This window comes from Bordetella genomosp. 9 (assembly GCF_002261425.1).
In the GTDB taxonomy this organism is placed as follows: Bacteria; Pseudomonadota; Gammaproteobacteria; order Burkholderiales; family Burkholderiaceae_B; genus Bordetella_C.
In genome coordinates, this window is sequence record NZ_NEVJ01000001.1 from 500,295 (window position 1) to 518,786 (window position 18,492).

Consider the following 18,492-nt stretch of genomic DNA (forward strand, 5'->3'; position numbering starts at 1 on the left):
TCGGCCTGTTTGTTTCGCGTGTCTGTTTCATCGGTCCAGCGTCTTGCGCGTCAGGTGGCCCACCCATATCAGCAGCGCCGCCGCATAGGCGGCCAGGATGGCGCAGTCCTTCAGGATCAGCGGCCAGTAATCGCCCGCCAGGAACACCGTCTTGACCAGCTCCATGAAATACGTGGCCGGCAGCGCATGGCCGACGATGTTCACGATGGCGGGCACGTTGCGCAGGTCGAAGACGAAGCCCGACAGCATCGTTGCCGGCATGAAGCTGGCCAGGATGGCGATCTGGCTGGCCAGGAACTGGTTGCGGGTGACGGCCGAGATCAGCAGCCCGATGCCCAGCGACACCAGCATGTAGAGCGTCGATCCCGCCAGCAGCGCGCCCATGGAGCCTTGCAGCGGCACCTGGAACAGGAACAGCGCCGCCACCAGGCACAGGGCCAGCCCGGCCATGCCGACGCAGAAATAGGGAATGATCTTGGCAAGCAGCACTTCCACCGGACGCACCGGCGTGACGAACAGCGCTTCCAGCGTGCCGCGCTCCCACTCGCGCGCCATGACCAGCGCGGTCAGGAAGGTGCCGATCAGCGTCATGATCAGCACGACCAGGCCCGGGACCAGATACCACGTGCTGTCGTTGGCGGCGTTGAACCACATGCGATCCACCACCGTGACGCTGCCGTTGCCCGACATGGACAGGCTTGCGCCGCGGTCCGCCTGCTTCTGCAGCCAGATGGCGACGGCGCCCTGCAGGTAGCCGCCCACCACCAGCGCGCGCGTGGGATCGCTGCCCGATACCAGCGTCTGCACGGTGGCGTTGCCGGCGGCGTAGCGGCGCGCGAAATCGCTGGGGATGCGCAGGATGGCATCGGTTTCGTCGGCGGCCAGGGCGCGTTCGGCGTCATGCCATGAACCTGCGGGCAGGCGGGACAGGTAAGGCGACAGCGCGATGCTGGCAGCCAGGTCGTGCGCCTGCGGCGACGCGTCTTCCATCACGATCATGACGCGGGCGTGCTTCACGTCCAGCGACAGGCCATAGCCGAAGATCAGGATCAGGATGATGGGCAGCACCAGGCCGATCAGCATATTGGCGCGGTCGCGGAACAGCTGGCGCACCTCCTTACGCGTCAGCGACACCAGGCGGCGCCAGAATCCGCTGCCCGCGCGCGTGGCTGGGGCGCCGTTCATGGGCGTGCCTCCGCCGGTCGATCGCCCGGCGTCCCGCCCGGGCCGGTATGGCCGGCACCTTCCGCATGCATCGCGGCGCTGCCAGGCCTTGCCGTCGACGCGCCATTGCGCCCACGTTCGACGATGCCGATGAAGGCGTCTTCCATGGTCATCGTGTGTTCCGCCGTCGCGCCCGCCTGGGCGCGGACCTCGTCGGGCGTGCCCAGCGCCAGCAGCTTGCCGGCATCCTGGATCACGATACGGTCGCAGTATTCGGCTTCTTCCATGAAGTGCGTGGTGATGACGATCGTCGTGCCCGTCTGCGCCAGCGCGGTGATGCGGCGCCAGAACGCGCGGCGCGCCAGCGGATCGGCGCCGCTGGTCGGTTCGTCCAGGAACAGGATGTCGGGCTCATGCAGCAGGCCGACCGCCATGGCGAGCCGCTGCTTGATGCCGCCGGGCAGTTGTCCGGCGGGTTGGTCCAGATGTTGGCGCAAGGCGAACTGTTCCGTGACCGCGGCGATGCGTTCGCGCAGATGCGCGCCATGCAGGCCATAGGCGCCGCCGAAAAAACGCAGGTTTTCGGCGGCGGACAGGTCGCCGTACAGCGCGAAGGCCTGCGATACGTAGCCGATGCGCGATCGCGCCTGCGCACGCGCCGTGCGCAGGTCCATGCCGGCCACGCGCGCCGTGCCGCCGCTGGCCGGCAACAGGCCGCACAGCATGCGGAAGGTCGTGGTCTTGCCCGCGCCGTTCGGGCCGAGCAGGCCGAAGATCTCGCCGCGCGCGACGTTGAACGTGGTGCGGTCCACCGCGGTGAAATCGCCGAATTTGCGGATCAGGTCACGGACTTCGATCGCGGGCTCGCCGCCCCGCGCCGGGGTTTCCCGGGCTCCCGCCGGGCCGTCGGCCGAGGCGGCCGCGCTGGCCATGTCGTCGGCGTCGCCCGCCTCGTCGACGCGCGCGCGCAGCAGCACCATGAAGCCATCTTCCAACCGGGCTGGCACGGCCCGCGCATCCGCGGCCTCGCCGCCCAGCGCATCGATATCGCCGCCGGGGCGCAGGATGAATCGCACCTCTCCACCGCGCGGCACGGCGTCGACCACCTGGTCATGACGGTCCAGCAGCCGTGCCTGGCGCGCGCGCGGCGCCTCGCCCGGCGGCGCCGGCACGACGTAGCACAAGCCTTCCGCGCGCGCGGCGATGGCGGCGGGCGCGCCGCCCGCGAGCAGGCCGCCCTCGTGCAGCACATGCACGCAGGCGCAGCGCTCCGCTTCGTCCATGTACGCCGTGGCGACCAGCACGGTCAGGGATTCGTCGCGCACCATCCGGTCGATGATCTCCCACAGTTCGCGCCGGGACAGCGGGTCGACGCCCACCGTGGGCTCGTCCAGCAGCAGCAGGTCGGGCGAACGCACCAGCGTGCAGGCCAATCCCAGCTTCTGCTTCATGCCGCCCGACAGCTTGCCGGCCAGGCGCTCCGTGAAGCGCGCCAGGTCCGTCATCTCGAGCAGGCGGGCGTAGCGTTCGCGCCGCGCGTCGGCCGGCACGCCATGCAGGTCGGCATACAGGTCCAGGTTTTCCTGCACGCTGAGATCCGTGTACAGCCCGAAACGCTGCGGCATATAGCTGATGCGTTCCTGCACGGCCTGCGGATCGCGGACGACGTCATAGCCCAGCACCCGCAGTTGCCCGGCGTCCGGACGCATGAGGCCGGCGACCAGTCGCAGGAAAGTGGTCTTGCCCGCCCCGTCCGGGCCGACCAGGGCCGTGACGGTGCCGCGCGCGACGTGCAGCGTGACGCCGTCCAGCGCCTGCACGTGGCGGCGCGCCGTTTTCACGGCGAAGCGTTTGCCGATGTCCCGCGCGTCGATGGCCAGGCCGTCGCCGTCCATCAGCGCGCAGCTCCCGCCGTGACGGGGTCCAGGGCGATGGCCACGGTGGCCGGCATGCCCAGGCGCAGGCGATCCTCGGGGTCTTCGACCAGCACGCGGATTTCGTACACCAGGCTGGTGCGCAGGGTTTCGGTCTGCACGTTCTTCGGCGTGAACTCCGCCACCGATGAGATATAGCCGACCTTGCCGTTCACGGCCTGGCCGGGATAGCTGTCGGTATAGACCTGCGCCGCCATGCCCATCTTCACGCGGCCGAGGTCGGTTTCATTGACGTAGGCGCGTATCCATTTGGGATCGTAGATGGCCAGCGTGTAGACCGGCCGTTGGGGGGAGGCCATATCGCCGGGTTCCAGCAGCCGGGCGCGGACCACCGCGTCGCGCGGCGCTTTCAGTTCGGCCAGGTCCAGGCGGTGTTGCAGCAGATCCGCCTGGGCGCGAGCGGCTTGCAGGGCGGCTTCGGCCTCGGCGATATCTTCCTTGCGCGGGCCGACCTTGGCCAGGCGCAGACTCTGCTGGCGGTTGTCCAGCTGTGCCTGCGCCACCCGCAGGCGCGAGGCGGCATTGTCCAGGTCGTCCCGGCTGACGCCGCGGCCCGCGGTGTCGCCGGCCACGCCCTGCAGGCGCTTCAACTGCCGGGCGGCGAGGTCGGCATCGGCCTGGGCGGCGATCACCTGCGCCTGGGCCTGCTGGACTTCTTCCGGCCTCGACCCGTTGCGCAGGCGCAGCAGCGATTGCTCGCGCATCGCCACGTCGGCGCGCGCCTGCGCCAATTCCAGGGCCAGCGTGCGGGTATCCAGCCGCGCCAGCACCTGGCCCGCGCGGACGCGGTCGCCTTCGTCCACCTTCATCTCCGCGATGCGGTCGCTGCCATCGAATGCCAGGGCGATCTGGCGGATATCGACGTTGCCGTAGAGCGTCAGGCGATTCGGATCGGAGTGGTTGCGATTCAACGTCCAGAAGACGGCGGCGGCCGCCGCCAGCAGCACAACGACGACTAGGATGGCTGTTTTTTTCTTCATGATCGGTCGGTCGTATCCCCGGCTGGATGTCTAAGTCAAATTTGGATTTGAGATAAACTATACCTACATTTTTGCCGCATTGCACAGCGCGCGTATTGCGCTGGGTCATGCTTTCGAGCCTCCCCATGCCGCCCAGAAGCCCGCCAGCCGCGACGCCGTCGCCCGCGCGTCCACGCGCCGACGGCGAGGTCACTCGCGCGAATATCCTCGAAGCGGCCGGCCAGCTGTTCGCCGAACGCGGCTACGCCGACACCACCAGCAAGGCCATCTGCGCCCGCGCGAAAACCAACATCGCCGCGGTGAACTACTACTTCGGCAGCCGCGACGGGCTCTATCTCGCGTTGCTGCGCGAAGTGCACAAGCGCGTGATGAGCATGGATTTCCTGCGCGGCGTGGCCGACAGCGGACTTCCCGTCGAAGACAAACTGGGCGTATTCCTGGAAGGCCTGGTCAGCGCCATCGTCGACGCAAGCAGTTGGCATACCCGGCTGTGGGCGCGCGAGATCCTGTCGCCTTCGCCCCTGCTGTCGCAGGTCATCCGCGAAGAAGCCCTGCCCAAGTTCCAGGTGCTGAGCGGCATCGTTGCCGAGATAACCGGCTTGCCGCTCGACACGCCCGAGCTGACCTGTTGCGTGCTGAGCGTGCTGGCGCCTTGCCTGGTGCTGCTGGTCCTGGCCCCGGGCGTGGAATCGCCGCTGCAGGTGCTGTTCGACTGTCCGGCGGCGGAACTGGCCGCGCGGATGAAGGCGCTGGCATTGCAGGGGCTGCGCGGGCCACTCAAGATCGCCTGAGATCGCCTGGGGCCGCCTTGTTGCCAAGGTCGCTTTGTTACCATTGCCGTTTGTAGAACCCGCCAACACAGGACGTTCGGGGAACGAAGATTTCCCGGCCGCTGAATACCCATGAAGAAGTGGACCAAACGCATATCGATAGGCGTGGCGGCCGTGCTCGCCCTCGCCGTTGCGGCGGCCGCGGTCTTTCTGTTGACCTTCGATCCCAACGCCTACAAGGACCGCTTGCAGGCCTGGGTGCAGGAGCGTTATCACCGCACGCTGACCATCGAGGGGGACATCGATGCCACGCTGTTCCCGCGCCTGGGACTGACGCTGCAGGGCGTCACGCTGTCGGAGCCCAATAGCAGCGATACGTTCGCGTCGATGGAGACGGCGCGCATGTCCGTGGCGATATGGCCGCTGCTGTCGCGCCACATCATCCTGGACCACGCCAGCTTCAGCGGCGTGAAGGCGCGCGTGGTGCGCGACAAGCAGGGCCGGCTGAATTTCCAGGATCTGCTGGGCGAACCCAGGCAGCCACGGCCGGCGACGCCCGAGCCGGCGGACCAGGACCGTTCGTCCGGTCCCGCGCCGACCATCGACATCGCCGGGCTGGATATCAAGGATGGCGAGATCCAGTTGCAGGACGACGCCAACGGACGCGCGCTGGTCATTTCGCAGTTGAATGCGCGCACGGGCCGCATGCGCATCGACGAGCCCTTCGACGCCAGTGTGTCGGCGCACGTCCAGGGCGCCAATCCGAGATTCGACACGGACATCGCGGGCAAGGCCGTCGTGCGCCTGGATCCGGAGGCCCAGCGCTACGAAGTGCGCGCGCTGGACCTGAAGGTGTCCGGCCAATTGCCTGACGCCAACGCCCGCAACCTGACCGCGCGCGGCAACCTGGGCTATGACGGCAAGACGGGGGCCCTGGACGCCAACGCCATCGAGCTGGTGTTCCAGGGCGATATCGCCAACGTGGAAGGCGGGACGGCCAGCGCCGACGCCAGCCTGGCGGCGGAACGCCTGCGCGCCGATCCGGCCAGCGGCGCCATCCTGGCATCCAAGCTGACGATCCGCGCCAAGGGCACGCTGCCGCGGGGCCCCTTCGAATTTGCCGCCGACGCGCCGGCCCTGGACGTCTCGTCCACGGCGGCTTCCGGCGATGCCGTCAGCGCGCGGGTGCGGATCGCGGGCCCCGATAGCGTGGATGCGCGGCTCGCCATCGACGGGATCAGCGGCAACAGCAGCCATCTTGCCGTCGCGCAGGCGAAGCTCGCCGCCGATATCAGGCAGGGGGACCGGGGTTGGAACGTCAGCGCCGCGTCGCCCATGTCGCTGGACCTGCGCCAGCGCGCCGGCGCCATGCCGACCATGGCGGGCGAATTGGTCGTCACCGCGCCGGGCCTGCCGGGCGGCGCCATGCGCGTCCCGTACACGGGCGCGCTGCGTGCGGACCTGGCGAAGAAGTCGGCCGATGTCGCGCTGGATGCCCAGATAGAGGGCGGCAAGCTGACCTTGACGGCGGATGCCACGCAACTGGGCGCCAAGCCGGCGGTCCGTTTCGCCTTGAATGCGGATGCGTTGGACCTGGACAAGCTGCTGCCGGACGCGGCGGCCCGGCCATCGACGGCGCCATCCGTGCCGCAGCCGGGGACCGCGCCCGGCGGGCCCGCGGCCACCAACGCCGCGCCCGCGCCCGCCGCCAAGCCGGGCAGCGGTGCGGCAAGCCCGACGCCCGCGACGGCCGGTGCTCCAGCCGGCGCCGCGGCGCCGGCGGGTGTGGCCACCGGGGCGTCCGCGCCCGCGGCCGTACCCGCGCAGGCAGCGGCCCAGCCGGGCGCCATCGACCTGTCCGCCCTGGTCGGGCCGACCGCGCAGGGCACCGTCAAGGCGGGCCGCCTCGTCGTGCAGGGCGTCACCATGCAGAACCTGGCCGCCAGCGTCAAACTGGCGCAAGGCAAGCTGGACGTCGCGCCGCTCACGGCCAACCTCTACAACGGCAAGCTGGCCGGAAGCGTGGCCCTGGATGCGACCCGCGACAACGCGCTCACCACCCGCTTCACGCTGGATGGCGTGGCGATAGGTCCGTTGCTGACCGATCTGACCCAACGATCCTCGCTGACCGGCGTGGGCAGCGTGTCGGCGAACCTCAGCACCCACGGCGCCCGGTCCACGGCCATGCGGGACAACCTGGCGGGCACCCTTCAGCTGCGGCTGCGCGACGGCGCCATCAAGGGCTTCGACGTCGCCCGCTCCCTGCGCGAACTGAAGCAGCTGATACTCGGCGGCAAGGGCGGCGCATCCGACGACGTGGCGGCCGATACGTCGCGCGAAACCACCTTTACCCGCATGGATGCCGACCTGGCCATTGCCGCGGGCGTGGCCACCATCAAGAAGCTGGACGTCGCGTCGCCGGTGATACGCCTGAGCGAAGGCTCGCCGGCCATCATCGACCTGCCCAAGGGCACACTGGATGTCGTCGCGAACGTGCGGCTGGCCGACCCGCCGCCGGTGGATCTGCGCGAGCTGCGCGGCGTGGCGGTGCCCGTGCACGTGGCCGGCCCGTACGACCACTTGCGCTATCGGGTGGATTGGCGATCCGTGGCCGGTGACGCCGTCACGCGGACGCTGGAACGCGCGCTGGGCGGCGAGGGCGCCGATCAGCAGGACAACGAATCGCGCCGGGATCGCTTGCGCGACCTGGGCAAGATGCTTAAGGGGATAACCGGGAAATGAGCACTCGATACCACCCCGTCGCGCAGTGCGGCGGCCTGGACGATCCACGCGCCGCCGACTACGACCGCCGCTGGCTGGCGGTGAACTCCGGCGGACAATGGATCACGCGCGACGCCTGCCCCAGGCTGGCGGACATCACGGTCGAATTGCGTTTCGGCTATCTGGTGCTGCGCGCGCCCGGCATGTTGCGCATCGATATCCCGCTGGATGTCATCGAAGACGACGACAGCGTGCGCACCGCCGTGCTGGTCGGCCAGCAGGCCGTCGACGTCGTCGACGAAGGCGAGCTCGCGGCGGCGTGGATATCCAATTTCACGGGGATTCCATGCCGCTTGATGAAGGTGCATCCGGACATGGGGCCGGTCCGCTGGCCGGAGTAAGCGCTTCGGCCTTGCCCTTTCAGCCTTTGCGCAGGCCGCTCATGAAGGCATGCGCGACCAGTCCGGCCGCCAGTCCCCAGAATGCCGACCCGACGCCCCAGAACGTCATGCCGGAGGCGGTCGCCAGCAGCGTGATCAGCGCGGCTTCGCGGCCGGGTTCGTCGCGCATGGCGGCCGCCATGCCGCCCATGATGGGCGCCAGCAGGGCCAGCCCCGCCAGGGCGGCGATCAGGGGCGGCGGCAATGCCTGGAAAAACACCGCCACCGCGCCGGCGGCGACGCTCAATACGACATAGGCCGCCCCGTAGGCGACGGCGGCGACATAACGCCGCGCCGGATCGGGGTGCGCCTCGCGCCCGGCGCAGATGGCCGCGATGATGGCCGCCAGCGTCACGCTGTGCGCGCCGAAAGGCGCCGCGACCAGTCCCACGCCACCGCTCACGGCAATCACGCGTGAAGCCGGCACGTCGCGGTAGCCGGCGGCCTGCAGCACCGCCAGCCCGGGCAGGTTCTGCGACGCCATGCCGACCACGAACAAGGGCACGGCCAGGCTGATGACCGCGCGCCACGTGAAGACGGGCGTGGTCCAGACGAACTCGGTCATGTGCCATTCCGCGCCGCCGAAACTCAACAGCCCTTGCGCGGCGGCGGCCGCGAGTCCCGTGGCCAGCACGGCCAGGATGGCGTAGCGGGGCGCGTAGCGTTTGAAGATCAGGTAAACCAGCGCCATCGGCAGCACCAGCGCGGCCTGCCGCCCCATCGCGCCGAAGACGCCGATGCCGAAGTTCAGCAGCACGCCGGCCAGCATGGCGGAAGCGATCTGCGGCGGAATGCGGCGCGCGATCGGGTCGACCCAGCCGAGCAGGCCGCACACCAGCGCCAACGCGGCCGCGACGACGAAGGCGCCGACGGCTTCGGCGAAGGGCACGCCGGCCAGTGCGGTGATCAGCAGCGCCGCCCCAGGCGTGGACCATGCCAGCACGATGGGCAGGCGGGTGCGCATGCTTAGCCACACGCCGCCCAGGCCCAGGGCCAGGCAGATCGATCCCAGCCAGGATCCGATGCGCGCGGCGTCCAGGCCGACGGTGTGGCCAGCCTGCACCATCAGCACGGCGGTGCCGCCGAAACTGACGACGACCGCCACCAAACCGGCGACGATGGCGGAAAGGGAAAGATCGCCGCGCAGCGCGCCGGCGCGGCCGCCCAGGCTCACGTGTTCAGGCATGGCCGGTCAGGCATGTCCGGTCAGGCGGCGGTATTTCGCCATCAGCGCGTCCTGGCCTTCCTGCCACTGCGGATGGATCTCTATGCATTCCACCGGACAGACCACCTTGCACTGCGGCTCGTCATGATGCCCCACGCATTCCGTGCACTTGTCGGGATCGATGACGTAATACTCATCGCCCATCGAAATGGCTTCGTTGGGACACTGCGGCTCGCATACGTCGCAGTTGATGCATTCTTCGGTGATCTTCAGAGCCATGGCGGACAGCGGCGTCGAAAGCCGCTCGGGCTGCGCGCAGCGCGCGCGAATACGCCCATTGTAGTGCCGCCCGCCACCCTGCCCGCGCCAGCCGGCGCGCGCGTCATCGCGGCCAGCTCTGCTCGCGGTGCACCTTGGCTTTTTCCTGCAGCCAACGCTCGACCGACGGGAAGACGAATTTGCTGACGTCCCCGCCCAGTTGAGCGATCTCGCGCACGATGGTGCCCGAAATGAACTGGTACTGATCGGACGGCGTCATGAACAGCGTTTCGACGTCCGGCAGCAGGTGGCGATTCATGCCCGCCATCTGGAATTCATATTCGAAGTCGGACACCGCGCGCAGGCCGCGCACGATCACGCGGCCATTCTGTTCGCGCACGAAATCCTTCAGCAGGCCGCCGAAGCTTTCGACGCGCACGTTGGGGTAATGCCCCAGGACTTCGCGCGCGATCGCGACCCGTTCTTCGATATTGAAAAAGGGCTTCTTGTTGCGGCTATGGGCAACGCCGACCACGACCTCGTCGAACAGCGCGGCGGCGCGCCGTACGAGGTCCTCGTGACCGCGGGTGAGCGGGTCGAATGTGCCGGGGTAAACAGCGATGATCATGCGTCCTCCCTTGATTTATGGGTATGTCGCCTCTCCGAGCCGACGATTATTGATCTATTTCCGCATTGCAGCAAACCGAAGTAGCGCATAGTGGACAGCGCCGGCACGGTCATTACGCAACATTTCGAATTGTGGGGCTGGCAGCACGTCCTGCGACAGCTCGGCTTCGCTCTCGACGTACACCAGCGCGTCCTCGGCCAGGACACCCGGCAGCAGGGGGGCGACTCGTTCCAGCCAGCCCTGGTTGAAGGGCGGATCCAGCAGCACCAGGTCGTAGCGCGAGGCGTCCATGCGGCGCAGGACTTCCATGGCGTCGCCGGCATGGATGCGTATCTGGCTGGCGCCCAGCTTGTCGCGGACGGCGCGCAGGGCGGCGAGGGCGGCCTTGTCGCGTTCCACCATCTGCACGTGCGCGACGCCGCGCGAGGCGGCCTCGAAGCCCAGCGCGCCGCTGCCGGCGAACAGGTCCAGCGCGCTTTTGCCGGCGAAGTCGCCATCCCAGAAATAGTGCAGCCAGTTGAACAGGGTTTCGCGGACCCGGTCCGGTGTCGGCCGCAGTCCGGCCGCGTCGATCACTGCAATCGGCGTGCGCCGGTATTGGCCGCCGACGATGCGAATATACTTGTTCGTCATGCTGAATTTCTTCAAGAAAAAATCCCCCGCGCCCGCCCCTGAGCCCGCGCAGGCTCCCAAGCCTGCCGAGCCGGCCGGCCGCGACGCGCAGATTCCGGTTCCGCCCGCCACGGCGCCCGACGCCCCGCCGCGGCGTCCGGATGAGCACGCCCCGTGGCCGGCGGCCAGGGTGGAACCCACCATCGACCTGGGCGGCACGTCCGCGCGCGTTCCGGGTGCCGGCGGCGCGGGCGTATCCGCCGCGCCGGCGCCAGACCTGCCCGCGCCCTCCGTGCCGGCACCTGGCGTGCCGGCGCCCGGCGTGCCGACGCCCGGCGTGCCGACGTCCGGCCTGGCCCCGTCCAGCCAGTCGACGCCCGCACCGGCGCCGCTGGCGGTACCCGCGACGCCCCCGGTCCCGCCATCCGCCGCGACGCCGGCGCAGACCACGTCCGCCGCCGCGCCGGTCGAGCAGCCCGGGAAAAAATCCTGGCTGCAGCGCCTCAAGCAGGGCCTGTCGCGCACCGGCCAGAGCATCGGCGGCCTGTTCGTCGGCGTCAAGGTCGACGAAAACCTGTTCGAGGAACTGGAAACGGCGCTCATTATGGCCGATGCCGGCGTTGAAGCCACCGAGACGCTGTTGAACGCGCTGCGCGCCCGTGTCAAGAAAGAACGCATCGAAGACGCCGCCCGGGTGCGCGAAGTACTGCGGCAGATCCTGGCCGACCATCTGCGGCCGCTGGAACGCCGCTTCGAGCTGGGCCGGGCGGCCCCGCTGGTGATCATGATCGCCGGCGTGAACGGCGCCGGCAAGACGACGTCCATCGGCAAACTGGCCAACACCTTCCAGCAGCAGGGCGCCAGCGTGCTGCTGGCCGCGGGAGACACCTTCCGCGCCGCCGCGCGCCAGCAGTTGATGGAATGGGGCGCCCGCAACAACGTCACCGTGATCGCCCAGGAAGGCGGCGACCCCGCCGCGGTGGCATTCGATGCCGTCAACGCCGGCCGCGCCCGTGGCGTGGGTGTGGTCATGGTCGATACCGCCGGGCGGCTGCCGACGCAGCTGCACCTGATGGAAGAGCTCAAGAAGATCCGCCGTGTCGTCGGCAAGGCCGATCCCGCGGCGCCCCATGAAGTGCTGCTGGTCGTCGACGGCAACACCGGCCAGAATGCCCTGGCGCAGATACGGGCTTTCGATGCGGCGATCAATCTGACCGGCCTGGTGGTGACCAAGCTGGACGGCACGGCCAAGGGCGGCACCCTGGCCGCGGTGGCCGCCGGCAGCCAGGGGGTGCGGCCGGTACCGGTCTACTGGATCGGGGTGGGCGAAGGCCTGGAAGACCTCCAGCCCTTCGTCGCCGACGAGTTCGCCGCCGCCTTGCTGGGCATGTCGAACTGAACTGATCTGAACTGACGCTCCGCCGCCGCGCGGCGGTTCCCGCCTATCGCCAGAACCGCTTCGCCGTGCCCAGCTTGGCGAAGGCCCGCTGGGCCTCGCCGGTCAGCTTTTCCTGCCTGGCGCTGATCCAGCCCAGGGCGAACCACGCCTGGGGATGGCGGCTGCTCCACTGGCGATACAGGTCATGCGCGACCGACAGATCGTTCATCTCGCCCAACACGTCCTGCACCGCCGCCAGGCGGCGCCGGTAGTCGCGCATCCTGTTCGCCGGCAGCAGGGATTCCGCGAAGCTCAGGCCGTAGCGCAGGCGCTTGGCGCGTTTGCGCAGATCGTGGCGCGTCGGGATATCCAGTTCGGCGAAACGCTGGCCTTCCGCCAACACCTGCCTGTGCCATTTGCGTAGCCGGCGGCCCAGCAGCGTGGGCAGGTCGCGCGGTTCGCGCGGGGTCAGCGGAATGATGGTGGGATGGATGATTTCCAGGGCGTGCCTTGGCGCCGCGGAAATGCCCTTGGCGCCGGCCATATCCGCGCCCGGGGTGCCGGGGCTCGCCGTATCGCCGGCGTCGCCCCCGCTGTCCTCGCTGCCCGTGCCGGCGCCGCCTGACGACCCATGGCCGCCGTCCTCGCCGCCGGCATGCAGGCCGCCGGGCAACGGATGGCTCGTCCGGGCGTGGCCGCCGGCGATTCCGCCCGCCACGGCGGTTTCCAATGTTTCCGGCGCGGGGCGCACATCCAGCGTCCACTCCAGCATGTCCAGCAGCCAGCCCTGGAAGGCCTTGCCGGCGGCGGTTTCGCGCGCGGCCACCGGGGCCGTCTCGGCCTCCGGTATCGGGAAGGTGGGCATGCCGGCTTTCACCAGCGCCGGGATGATGGACTCCTGCAGCACGTCCTGATCGCGGTTGGCGCCGAAGGCCGCGAAGTACGCCCGCAGGGCGTTTTGCGCGTCGTCCGGCGGCAATTCGGCCCAGCCGCGGAACAGGCGCCAGGCCGACCGCAGGCGGCGTATGCCCACCCGCAGCTGATGCACGTGTTCCGGCTGGCCGGCGCCATAGACGTCCAGCGTATCGACTTCGGCCAGCATCGCGGCGTTGCGCATGATCTGGTTCAGACATTCGCTCGCGACCGCCGCCAGGCCCTGCGGGGGCGTCATGCCCGGCGACAGGTGGATGGGCTTGGCGGGGCGGGGGCCCCAGAATTCCGCGATCGCCGCCTTGCGGGCGTCTTCCGTCAGGTCCGGCCGCGCCAGCGCGTGCGCCAGCTGCGCCAGGCCGTCGCCGCGTTCCGACTTGCTGCGGGGATCCAGTACCAGGCCATGGCGGGGCAGCCAGGTGCGCGCCGTGGCGAAGATGGCGGCAGGACGGCCCGACATCAGTTCGAACTCGACTTCGGAAATGGGCAGCTCGAGCTCACCCGCGCGCAGCACGCCTTGGTCGTAGGCGATTTCCACCGTGCCCAGGCGCGTGCGCGTCTTGCGGACCAGGCGGATGACGTCCGTCTCGTAGCGGAGTTCCAGTTCGCCCTTCAGCGCGGCCAGTGCGCCATGGACTTCGGTGCCGGCGTAGACGGACAGGTCCAGGATCGGCCCGGGGCGGGGATGATTCATTTCCACGCGCGTGATCGCGTTGGCCCCGGGGGTTTTCAAGGTCTGCACCCAGTTGCGCCCTTCGCGCCGCAGGCGGATGGCGATCCGGGCCCGCGCGAGCTCGCGGTCCGGGGTATCGAAATACATCGCGTGCAGGGGGACGCGTTCCGCGCCCGCCTGCTTGAGTTCTCGTTCGACGTTAGCCCGGGCCGCCGCAGGCACGTGCAGCTTCAGTTCCTGTTCCGACATGACGTTCCGCAAAACAAATGGACCCGCGATAGTACCCATCCGTTGATTAGAGGGTGATGACTTGTCATAAATTGGTCATTCGCGCGCGGGCGACGGGGAGTCCGAGGCGCGCGCGACGCCCTGTGGTCCGTCGCGGGGCGGTAAAATTGGTTTTTTCCGCCGCCTGTCCCTGTCATGTCCGCCCAGCTTACTCCCGCCGCGTCCGCCGTCGAAGCCGAATCCTTCGGCATCGCCTCGGTCGCCGAAATCATCGCCGAGCTGCGCGCCGGGCGCATCGTCATCCTGGTCGACGAAGAAGACCGGGAAAACGAAGGCGACCTGGTCATGGCCGCGGAATTCGTCACGCCGGAGGCCATCAACTTCATGGTCACCCACGGCCGCGGCCTGGTCTGCCTGACGCTGACCGAGGAACGCTGCCGCCAGCTGGACCTGCCGCTGATGGCCACCCGCAACGGCACCCGCTTTGGCACCAATTTCACCGTGTCGATCGAGGCCGCGGAAGGCGTGGAAACCGGCATCTCGGCCGCCGACCGCGCGCGCACCATCCGCGTGGCCGTGGCGCGCGACGCCAAGCCGGCCGATCTGGTGCAGCCTGGCCATATCTTCCCCGTGCGCGCCGTCCCCGGCGGCGTCCTGGTCAGGGCCGGCCATACCGAAGCCGGCTGCGACCTGACCGCCATGGCGGGCCTGACCCCGGCCGCCGTCATCTGCGAAATCCTCAAGCCGGACGGCACGATGGCGCGCCTGCCGGACCTGGTGGCGTTCGCCAAGGCGCACGACCTGAAAATAGGCACCATCGCCGACCTGATCCAGTACCGCAGCGAGCACGAATCCATCATCCAGCGGCTGGGCGAGCGCCCGATGCGCACGCCGTGGGGCGCATTCCGCTCGGTGGCGTATCGCGACACCGCCACGCAATCCATCCACCTGGCGCTGGTGCACGGCGACATCGATCCGCAGCGCGAGACCCTGGTGCGGGTGCACGAACCGGCGTCGCTGCTGGACGTCCTGGACATGGGCGCCAGCCAGCACAGCTGGGGCGTGGCGCAAGCCCTGCAGACCATCGCCACCGCGCCGGCCGGCGTGGTGGTGTTGATGAATTGCCAGGCGGGCGGCGAACACCTGTCCGAACAGATCGCCGCCTGGGGCGAGCCCGCCAGCGGCGCCAGGGACGAATCCCGCGCCGACCGCGTCGGGCTGCGCACCTACGGCATCGGCGCCCAGATCCTGCGCGACCTGAACGTCGGCCAGATGAAATTGCTGGCGCGGCCGCGCCGGATGCCCAGCATGGCGGGCTTCGCCCTGTCGATTACAGGTTACGATTGCGACCCTCCCGCGTCCCCGGTACGCTAGGCGCACAGGCTTCACTCGCGGGTGCCGCCACCCGACACCCGCCGCTTCCAATTTTGCGACCACCGCCGCAACCCTATAAGGCAGTCATCGATGAATCCCTACACCTTATCCCCCGACATGAACGGCGAGGGGCTGCACATCGGCATCGTCCGCGCCCGGTTCAACGAGGAGATCGGCCAGACCGAACAGGAAGCTTGCCTGGAAGAACTGGCCAAGCTGGGCGTCGACGAACGCGACGTCATGCTGGTTTCCGTGCCGGGTGCGCTGGAGCTGGGCGTCACGCTGGCGCGCATGGCCGAAACCTATGAATTCGACGCCCTGATCGCACTGGGCGCCGTGATCCGCGGCGAAACCTACCATTTCGAGGTCGTCAGCAACGAAATGGCCGCGGCGATCACCCGTATCTCCGTGGAAACCGGCATCCCCATCGCCAACGGCGTTTTGACGGTCGATACCGACGAACAGGCCGAAGCCCGCGCGCCCGGCAAGGGCCGCGACTGCGCCCAGGTCGCCGTCGAGATGGCCAACCTGATCGCCGCCCTCGAACCCGAAGAAGACGACGAAGACGGGGAAGAGGAAGACGACGAAGATTTCGACGAAGAAGAAGACGATGACAACCGCCGCTGATCAGGCCGCCCAGGTACGCGCCAACGCGCGCAGCGCGCGTCGCCGCGCCCGTGAATTCGCCCTGCAGGGCGTCTACGCCTGGCTGCTGCGCGGCGGCGAAGGCACCCAGGACGCCGGCGAAATCGACGCCCATCTGCGCGATGCCGAGGATTTTTCCGAAGCCGACGCGCAGTGGTTCAAGACCTTGCTGCACGGCGTGCTGCGTGAAGCCCCCGACCTGCGCGAGCGCTTCACGCCCTTCATCGACAGGCCGTTGAACGAGCTGTCGCCGGTCGAACACGGCATACTGCTGATCGGCAGCTACGAGCTGGTGCACCACGTCGAAGTCCCCTACAAGGTCGCCATCAACGAAGCCGTCGAACTGGCCAAGTCCTTCGGCGGCACAGACGGCTTCAAGTTTGTGAACGGCGTGCTGGACAAGTTGGCGGCGGACGTACGGGCCAAGGAAGTCGCCGCGGCGGCGCGGCGCTGATCCCGACGGAACCTGCTCGCGCGGCGCCGATCCACTGCAAGGAATCCGCGTGGCTTCCGAATTCGACCTGATAGACCGGTACTTCAAGCGCGTCGCCCCCGCCGGCATGGTGGGCGTCGGCGACGATTGCGCCCTGTTCGGCGTGCCGGCCGGCATGCAGGTGGCGACCAGCACGGACCTGTTGATCGAAGGCCGGCATTTCTTTCCGGACGTCGATCCACGCGCGCTCGGGCACAAGGCATTGGCGGTGAACGTATCGGACCTGGCCGCGATGGGTGCACGGCCCATCGGCTGCCTGCTGGGCCTCGCGCTGCCGGAGGCCAGGGAATTTTGGCTGGCGGCCTTCGCCCAGGGCTTCCATGCCATGGCCGACCAGGCCGGCTGCCCGCTGATAGGCGGCGACACCACGGGCAATCCCGGCGCGCTCGCCATCAGCGTGACGGTGTTCGGCGCGGTCCGGCCGGAAGCCGCGCTGCGCCGCGACGCTGCGCGGGTGGGTGACGATATCTGGGTGTCGGGCACCCTGGGCGATGCCGACATCGCCTATCGGCTGCTGGGCGGCCACATGCCCGCCGATGCCGCGCTGCTGGCGCGCACACGCACCGCGCTGGAGTGGCCGCAGCCACGCTACACCCTGGGCCCGGCCCTGGCCGGCGTCGCCCACGCGGCCATCGATGTCTCCGACGGGTTGCTGCAGGATCTGGGCCACATCCTGAAGGCCAGCGGCGTCGGTGCGCGGCTGGCGTGGGACGCCATGCCGGTTTCCAGCGCGCTGGCGGGCCTGCCGCCGGCCCGTGTGCGGCACGCCGTGCTGGCCGGCGGCGACGTTTATGAATTGTGCTTTACGGCCCCCGCCGATCGCGCCGACGCCATTCGCCGCATCGGCGCCGAATGCGGCGTGGCGGTGAGCCGCATCGGCGCCGTCGATGCCGGCGGCCAGCTCGTGGTGCTGGATGCGGACGGCACCCCGTTGCGCGACCTTCCCCGCGGTTTCGATCACTTCCGTTCCTCATGAATCACACTACGCCGGATCCAGACCCCGTTTCCATGCGGGCACGCGCTCGCGTCGCTTTCCCGTCCTTTTCGTGGATATCCAAGACCCCCAGCCGCTTCGTCGCCTTCGGGCTGGGGTCGGGCCTGATCCGGCCGGCCTCCGGCACCTGGGGCACCCTGCTGGCCTGGATCCTGTGGCTGCCCGCGGCCCACTGGCTCGGCGACCTGGCGTTGGGCCTGCTAATTGCTCTGGCGATCGTCTATGGATGCTGGGCTTGTCATCGTGCGGGCCAGGAGCTGGGCGAACCCGATCATGTCGGCATGGTCTGGGACGAAATGGCCGCCTTCTGGCTGGTGTTGTGGCTGGTGCCGAGCGGGTGGGTGGCGCAACTTTGCGCCTTCGTCCTGTTCCGTGTTTTCGACATCGTGAAGCCGCCGCCCATCCGCTATTTTGATGCGCGCATGAAGAACGGTATCGGGGTGATGTGGGATGACCTGCTGGCAGCGGCCTACGCGCTGCTGGTCATGGCAATTGCAGTGCGTTTGGGAGCATTTCAATGACGACGTTCGACAGCAATACGATCAACCTGGCCGCCGCGCTGGGTCGGGAACTGAAGCGCCGCAACTGGATGATGGGTACGGCCGAATCCTGCACCGGCGGACTGGTCGCCGGCGCCATTACCGCGGTCGCCGGCTCCAGCGCCTGGTTCGACCGGGGCTTCGTCACCTACAGCAACGAGGCCAAGGTGGTCGACCTGCAGGTATCGCCGGATACCCTGAACCTGTATGGCGCCGTCAGCGAACCCGTGGCCCAGGAAATGGCCAATGGCGTATTGCTGGAATCCCTGGGCGCGCACGTGGCGGTGTCCACCACGGGCATCGCCGGGCCGGAAGGCGGAACGCCCGGCAAGCCCGTCGGCATGGTGTGTTTCGGCTTCGCGGTGCGCGTGGGCAGCGGCATCACCACCCGCGCCGCCACGCACGTCTTCAACGGCGACCGTGCGCAGATCCGCGAACAGGCCGTGGCCTTCGCCCTGCTGGGCCTGCTCGAAACCATAGGCGCCAGGGTCGAAGAGCCGGCTCCCACGCTGGTCTGACCCCTGCTGCCCGATCGCGGCCCGGCATCGCATGACGATGCCGGGCCG

Annotated in this window: 18 protein-coding genes; 10 read left to right on the forward strand and 8 right to left on the reverse strand. The window is 68.9% G+C overall.

Translation table 11 applies throughout. From position 1 onward, the window contains the following. Positions 1–27: 27 nt before the first annotated feature. From CAL26_RS02205 to CAL26_RS02215, 3 genes are read right to left on the reverse strand one after another with little or no spacing between them, the layout of a single operon-like run. A complete protein-coding gene (locus tag CAL26_RS02205) occupies positions 28–1,185 on the reverse strand; it encodes an ABC transporter permease (RefSeq protein ID WP_094845289.1) in 1,158 nt (385 codons plus the stop codon). Continuing rightward, positions 1,182–3,059: an ATP-binding cassette domain-containing protein gene (locus CAL26_RS02210; protein ID WP_094845290.1), complete on the reverse strand. Its 1,878-nt coding sequence runs from the start codon at positions 3,057–3,059 to the stop codon at positions 1,182–1,184. The genes CAL26_RS02205 and CAL26_RS02210 overlap by 4 nt, the downstream gene beginning before the upstream one ends. After that, positions 3,059–4,078: an HlyD family efflux transporter periplasmic adaptor subunit gene (locus CAL26_RS02215; protein WP_094845291.1), complete on the reverse strand. Its 1,020-nt coding sequence runs from the start codon at positions 4,076–4,078 to the stop codon at positions 3,059–3,061. The genes CAL26_RS02210 and CAL26_RS02215 overlap by 1 nt, the downstream gene beginning before the upstream one ends. Positions 4,079–4,203: 125 nt before the next feature. Here CAL26_RS02215 and CAL26_RS02220 point away from each other — a divergent pair, with 125 nt between their 5' ends. The 3 genes from CAL26_RS02220 (at position 4,204) to CAL26_RS02230 (ending at position 7,970) form a co-directional block, all read left to right on the forward strand. Beyond that, positions 4,204–4,869, forward strand: a complete 666-nt coding sequence (locus CAL26_RS02220) for a TetR/AcrR family transcriptional regulator (RefSeq protein ID WP_179283215.1) — start codon at positions 4,204–4,206, stop codon at positions 4,867–4,869. Between the two features lie 111 nt (positions 4,870–4,980). Beyond that, positions 4,981–7,590 carry an AsmA family protein gene (locus CAL26_RS02225; RefSeq protein ID WP_094845293.1) on the forward strand — a complete coding sequence of 870 codons (2,610 nt, stop codon included), beginning with the start codon at positions 4,981–4,983 and terminating at the stop codon, positions 7,588–7,590. Then, a complete protein-coding gene (locus CAL26_RS02230; protein WP_094845294.1) occupies positions 7,587–7,970 on the forward strand; it encodes an MOSC N-terminal beta barrel domain-containing protein in 384 nt (127 codons plus the stop codon). The genes CAL26_RS02225 and CAL26_RS02230 overlap by 4 nt, the downstream gene beginning before the upstream one ends. Positions 7,971–7,989: 19 nt before the next feature. Here CAL26_RS02230 and CAL26_RS02235 read toward each other — a convergent pair whose 3' ends face one another. From CAL26_RS02235 to rsmD, 4 genes are all read right to left on the reverse strand, one after another. Beyond that, positions 7,990–9,195 carry a benzoate/H(+) symporter BenE family transporter gene (locus tag CAL26_RS02235; protein WP_094845295.1) on the reverse strand — a complete coding sequence of 402 codons (1,206 nt, stop codon included), beginning with the start codon at positions 9,193–9,195 and terminating at the stop codon, positions 7,990–7,992. A 6-nt stretch (positions 9,196–9,201) separates the two neighbouring features. Further along, positions 9,202–9,453 (reverse strand): YfhL family 4Fe-4S dicluster ferredoxin, encoded by a 252-nt coding sequence (locus CAL26_RS02240; protein ID WP_094845296.1) that lies wholly within the window; start codon positions 9,451–9,453, stop codon positions 9,202–9,204. Between the two features lie 103 nt (positions 9,454–9,556). Then, positions 9,557–10,060 (reverse strand): pantetheine-phosphate adenylyltransferase, encoded by a 504-nt coding sequence (gene coaD / locus CAL26_RS02245; RefSeq protein ID WP_086063112.1) that lies wholly within the window; start codon positions 10,058–10,060, stop codon positions 9,557–9,559. A 54-nt stretch (positions 10,061–10,114) separates the two neighbouring features. After that, a complete protein-coding gene (gene rsmD / locus CAL26_RS02250) occupies positions 10,115–10,693 on the reverse strand; it encodes a 16S rRNA (guanine(966)-N(2))-methyltransferase RsmD (protein ID WP_094845297.1) in 579 nt (192 codons plus the stop codon). On the opposite strand from rsmD, the gene ftsY reads away from it, so the two are divergent. Further along, positions 10,692–12,071 carry a signal recognition particle-docking protein FtsY gene (ftsY, locus tag CAL26_RS02255; RefSeq protein WP_373454445.1) on the forward strand — a complete coding sequence of 460 codons (1,380 nt, stop codon included), beginning with the start codon at positions 10,692–10,694 and terminating at the stop codon, positions 12,069–12,071. The genes rsmD and ftsY overlap by 2 nt on opposite strands. 43 nt (positions 12,072–12,114) lie before the next feature. Here ftsY and CAL26_RS02260 read toward each other — a convergent pair whose 3' ends face one another. After that, entirely contained in the window at positions 12,115–13,902 is a 1,788-nt protein-coding gene (locus CAL26_RS02260) for a CYTH and CHAD domain-containing protein (protein ID WP_094845298.1), read from the reverse strand. 174 nt (positions 13,903–14,076) lie between these two features. Between CAL26_RS02260 and ribBA the strand changes: the two genes are divergently transcribed. The 6 genes from ribBA to CAL26_RS02290 all read left to right on the forward strand — a co-directional run bounded on the left by ribBA (position 14,077) and on the right by CAL26_RS02290 (position 18,444). Then, a complete protein-coding gene (ribBA, locus tag CAL26_RS02265) occupies positions 14,077–15,255 on the forward strand; it encodes a bifunctional 3,4-dihydroxy-2-butanone-4-phosphate synthase/GTP cyclohydrolase II (RefSeq protein ID WP_094845299.1) in 1,179 nt (392 codons plus the stop codon). Positions 15,256–15,345: 90 nt separating this feature from the next. Further along, positions 15,346–15,882 (forward strand): 6,7-dimethyl-8-ribityllumazine synthase, encoded by a 537-nt coding sequence (ribH, locus tag CAL26_RS02270; RefSeq protein WP_094845300.1) that lies wholly within the window; start codon positions 15,346–15,348, stop codon positions 15,880–15,882. Beyond that, entirely contained in the window at positions 15,866–16,354 is a 489-nt protein-coding gene (gene nusB / locus CAL26_RS02275; protein ID WP_086063118.1) for a transcription antitermination factor NusB, read from the forward strand. The genes ribH and nusB overlap by 17 nt, the downstream gene beginning before the upstream one ends. 49 nt (positions 16,355–16,403) lie before the next feature. After that, complete coding sequence (gene thiL / locus CAL26_RS02280) at positions 16,404–17,369, forward strand: thiamine-phosphate kinase (protein WP_094845301.1); 966 nt, start codon at positions 16,404–16,406, stop codon at positions 17,367–17,369. Between the two features lie 32 nt (positions 17,370–17,401). Then, positions 17,402–17,908 (forward strand): phosphatidylglycerophosphatase A family protein, encoded by a 507-nt coding sequence (locus tag CAL26_RS02285; protein ID WP_094845302.1) that lies wholly within the window; start codon positions 17,402–17,404, stop codon positions 17,906–17,908. After that, on the forward strand, positions 17,905–18,444 hold the full coding sequence (locus tag CAL26_RS02290) for a CinA family protein (RefSeq protein ID WP_094845303.1): 540 nt from the start codon (positions 17,905–17,907) through the stop codon (positions 18,442–18,444). The genes CAL26_RS02285 and CAL26_RS02290 overlap by 4 nt, the downstream gene beginning before the upstream one ends. Positions 18,445–18,492: the final 48 nt, after the last annotated feature.

What these genes read in the sequence shown, in the direction of transcription:
- CAL26_RS02205 (WP_094845289.1), bottom strand. Translation starts at nt 1,185, where the DNA reads ATGAACGGCGCCCCAGCCACGCGCGCGGGCAGCGGATTCTGGCGCCGC.
- CAL26_RS02210 (WP_094845290.1), bottom strand. Translation starts at nt 3,059, where the DNA reads ATGGACGGCGACGGCCTGGCCATCGACGCGCGGGACATCGGCAAACGC.
- CAL26_RS02215 (WP_094845291.1), bottom strand. Translation starts at nt 4,078, where the DNA reads ATGAAGAAAAAAACAGCCATCCTAGTCGTCGTTGTGCTGCTGGCGGCG.
- CAL26_RS02220 (WP_179283215.1), top strand. Translation starts at nt 4,204, where the DNA reads ATGCCGCCCAGAAGCCCGCCAGCCGCGACGCCGTCGCCCGCGCGTCCA.
- CAL26_RS02225 (WP_094845293.1), top strand. Translation starts at nt 4,981, where the DNA reads ATGAAGAAGTGGACCAAACGCATATCGATAGGCGTGGCGGCCGTGCTC.
- CAL26_RS02230 (WP_094845294.1), top strand. Translation starts at nt 7,587, where the DNA reads ATGAGCACTCGATACCACCCCGTCGCGCAGTGCGGCGGCCTGGACGAT.
- CAL26_RS02235 (WP_094845295.1), bottom strand. Translation starts at nt 9,195, where the DNA reads ATGCCTGAACACGTGAGCCTGGGCGGCCGCGCCGGCGCGCTGCGCGGC.
- CAL26_RS02240 (WP_094845296.1), bottom strand. Translation starts at nt 9,453, where the DNA reads ATGGCTCTGAAGATCACCGAAGAATGCATCAACTGCGACGTATGCGAG.
- coaD (WP_086063112.1), bottom strand. Translation starts at nt 10,060, where the DNA reads ATGATCATCGCTGTTTACCCCGGCACATTCGACCCGCTCACCCGCGGT.
- ftsY (WP_373454445.1), top strand. Translation starts at nt 10,692, where the DNA reads ATGCTGAATTTCTTCAAGAAAAAATCCCCCGCGCCCGCCCCTGAGCCC.
- rsmD (WP_094845297.1), bottom strand. Translation starts at nt 10,693, where the DNA reads ATGACGAACAAGTATATTCGCATCGTCGGCGGCCAATACCGGCGCACG.
- CAL26_RS02260 (WP_094845298.1), bottom strand. Translation starts at nt 13,902, where the DNA reads ATGTCGGAACAGGAACTGAAGCTGCACGTGCCTGCGGCGGCCCGGGCT.
- ribBA (WP_094845299.1), top strand. Translation starts at nt 14,077, where the DNA reads ATGTCCGCCCAGCTTACTCCCGCCGCGTCCGCCGTCGAAGCCGAATCC.
- ribH (WP_094845300.1), top strand. Translation starts at nt 15,346, where the DNA reads ATGAATCCCTACACCTTATCCCCCGACATGAACGGCGAGGGGCTGCAC.
- nusB (WP_086063118.1), top strand. Translation starts at nt 15,866, where the DNA reads ATGACAACCGCCGCTGATCAGGCCGCCCAGGTACGCGCCAACGCGCGC.
- CAL26_RS02285 (WP_094845302.1), top strand. Translation starts at nt 17,402, where the DNA reads ATGCGGGCACGCGCTCGCGTCGCTTTCCCGTCCTTTTCGTGGATATCC.
- CAL26_RS02290 (WP_094845303.1), top strand. Translation starts at nt 17,905, where the DNA reads ATGACGACGTTCGACAGCAATACGATCAACCTGGCCGCCGCGCTGGGT.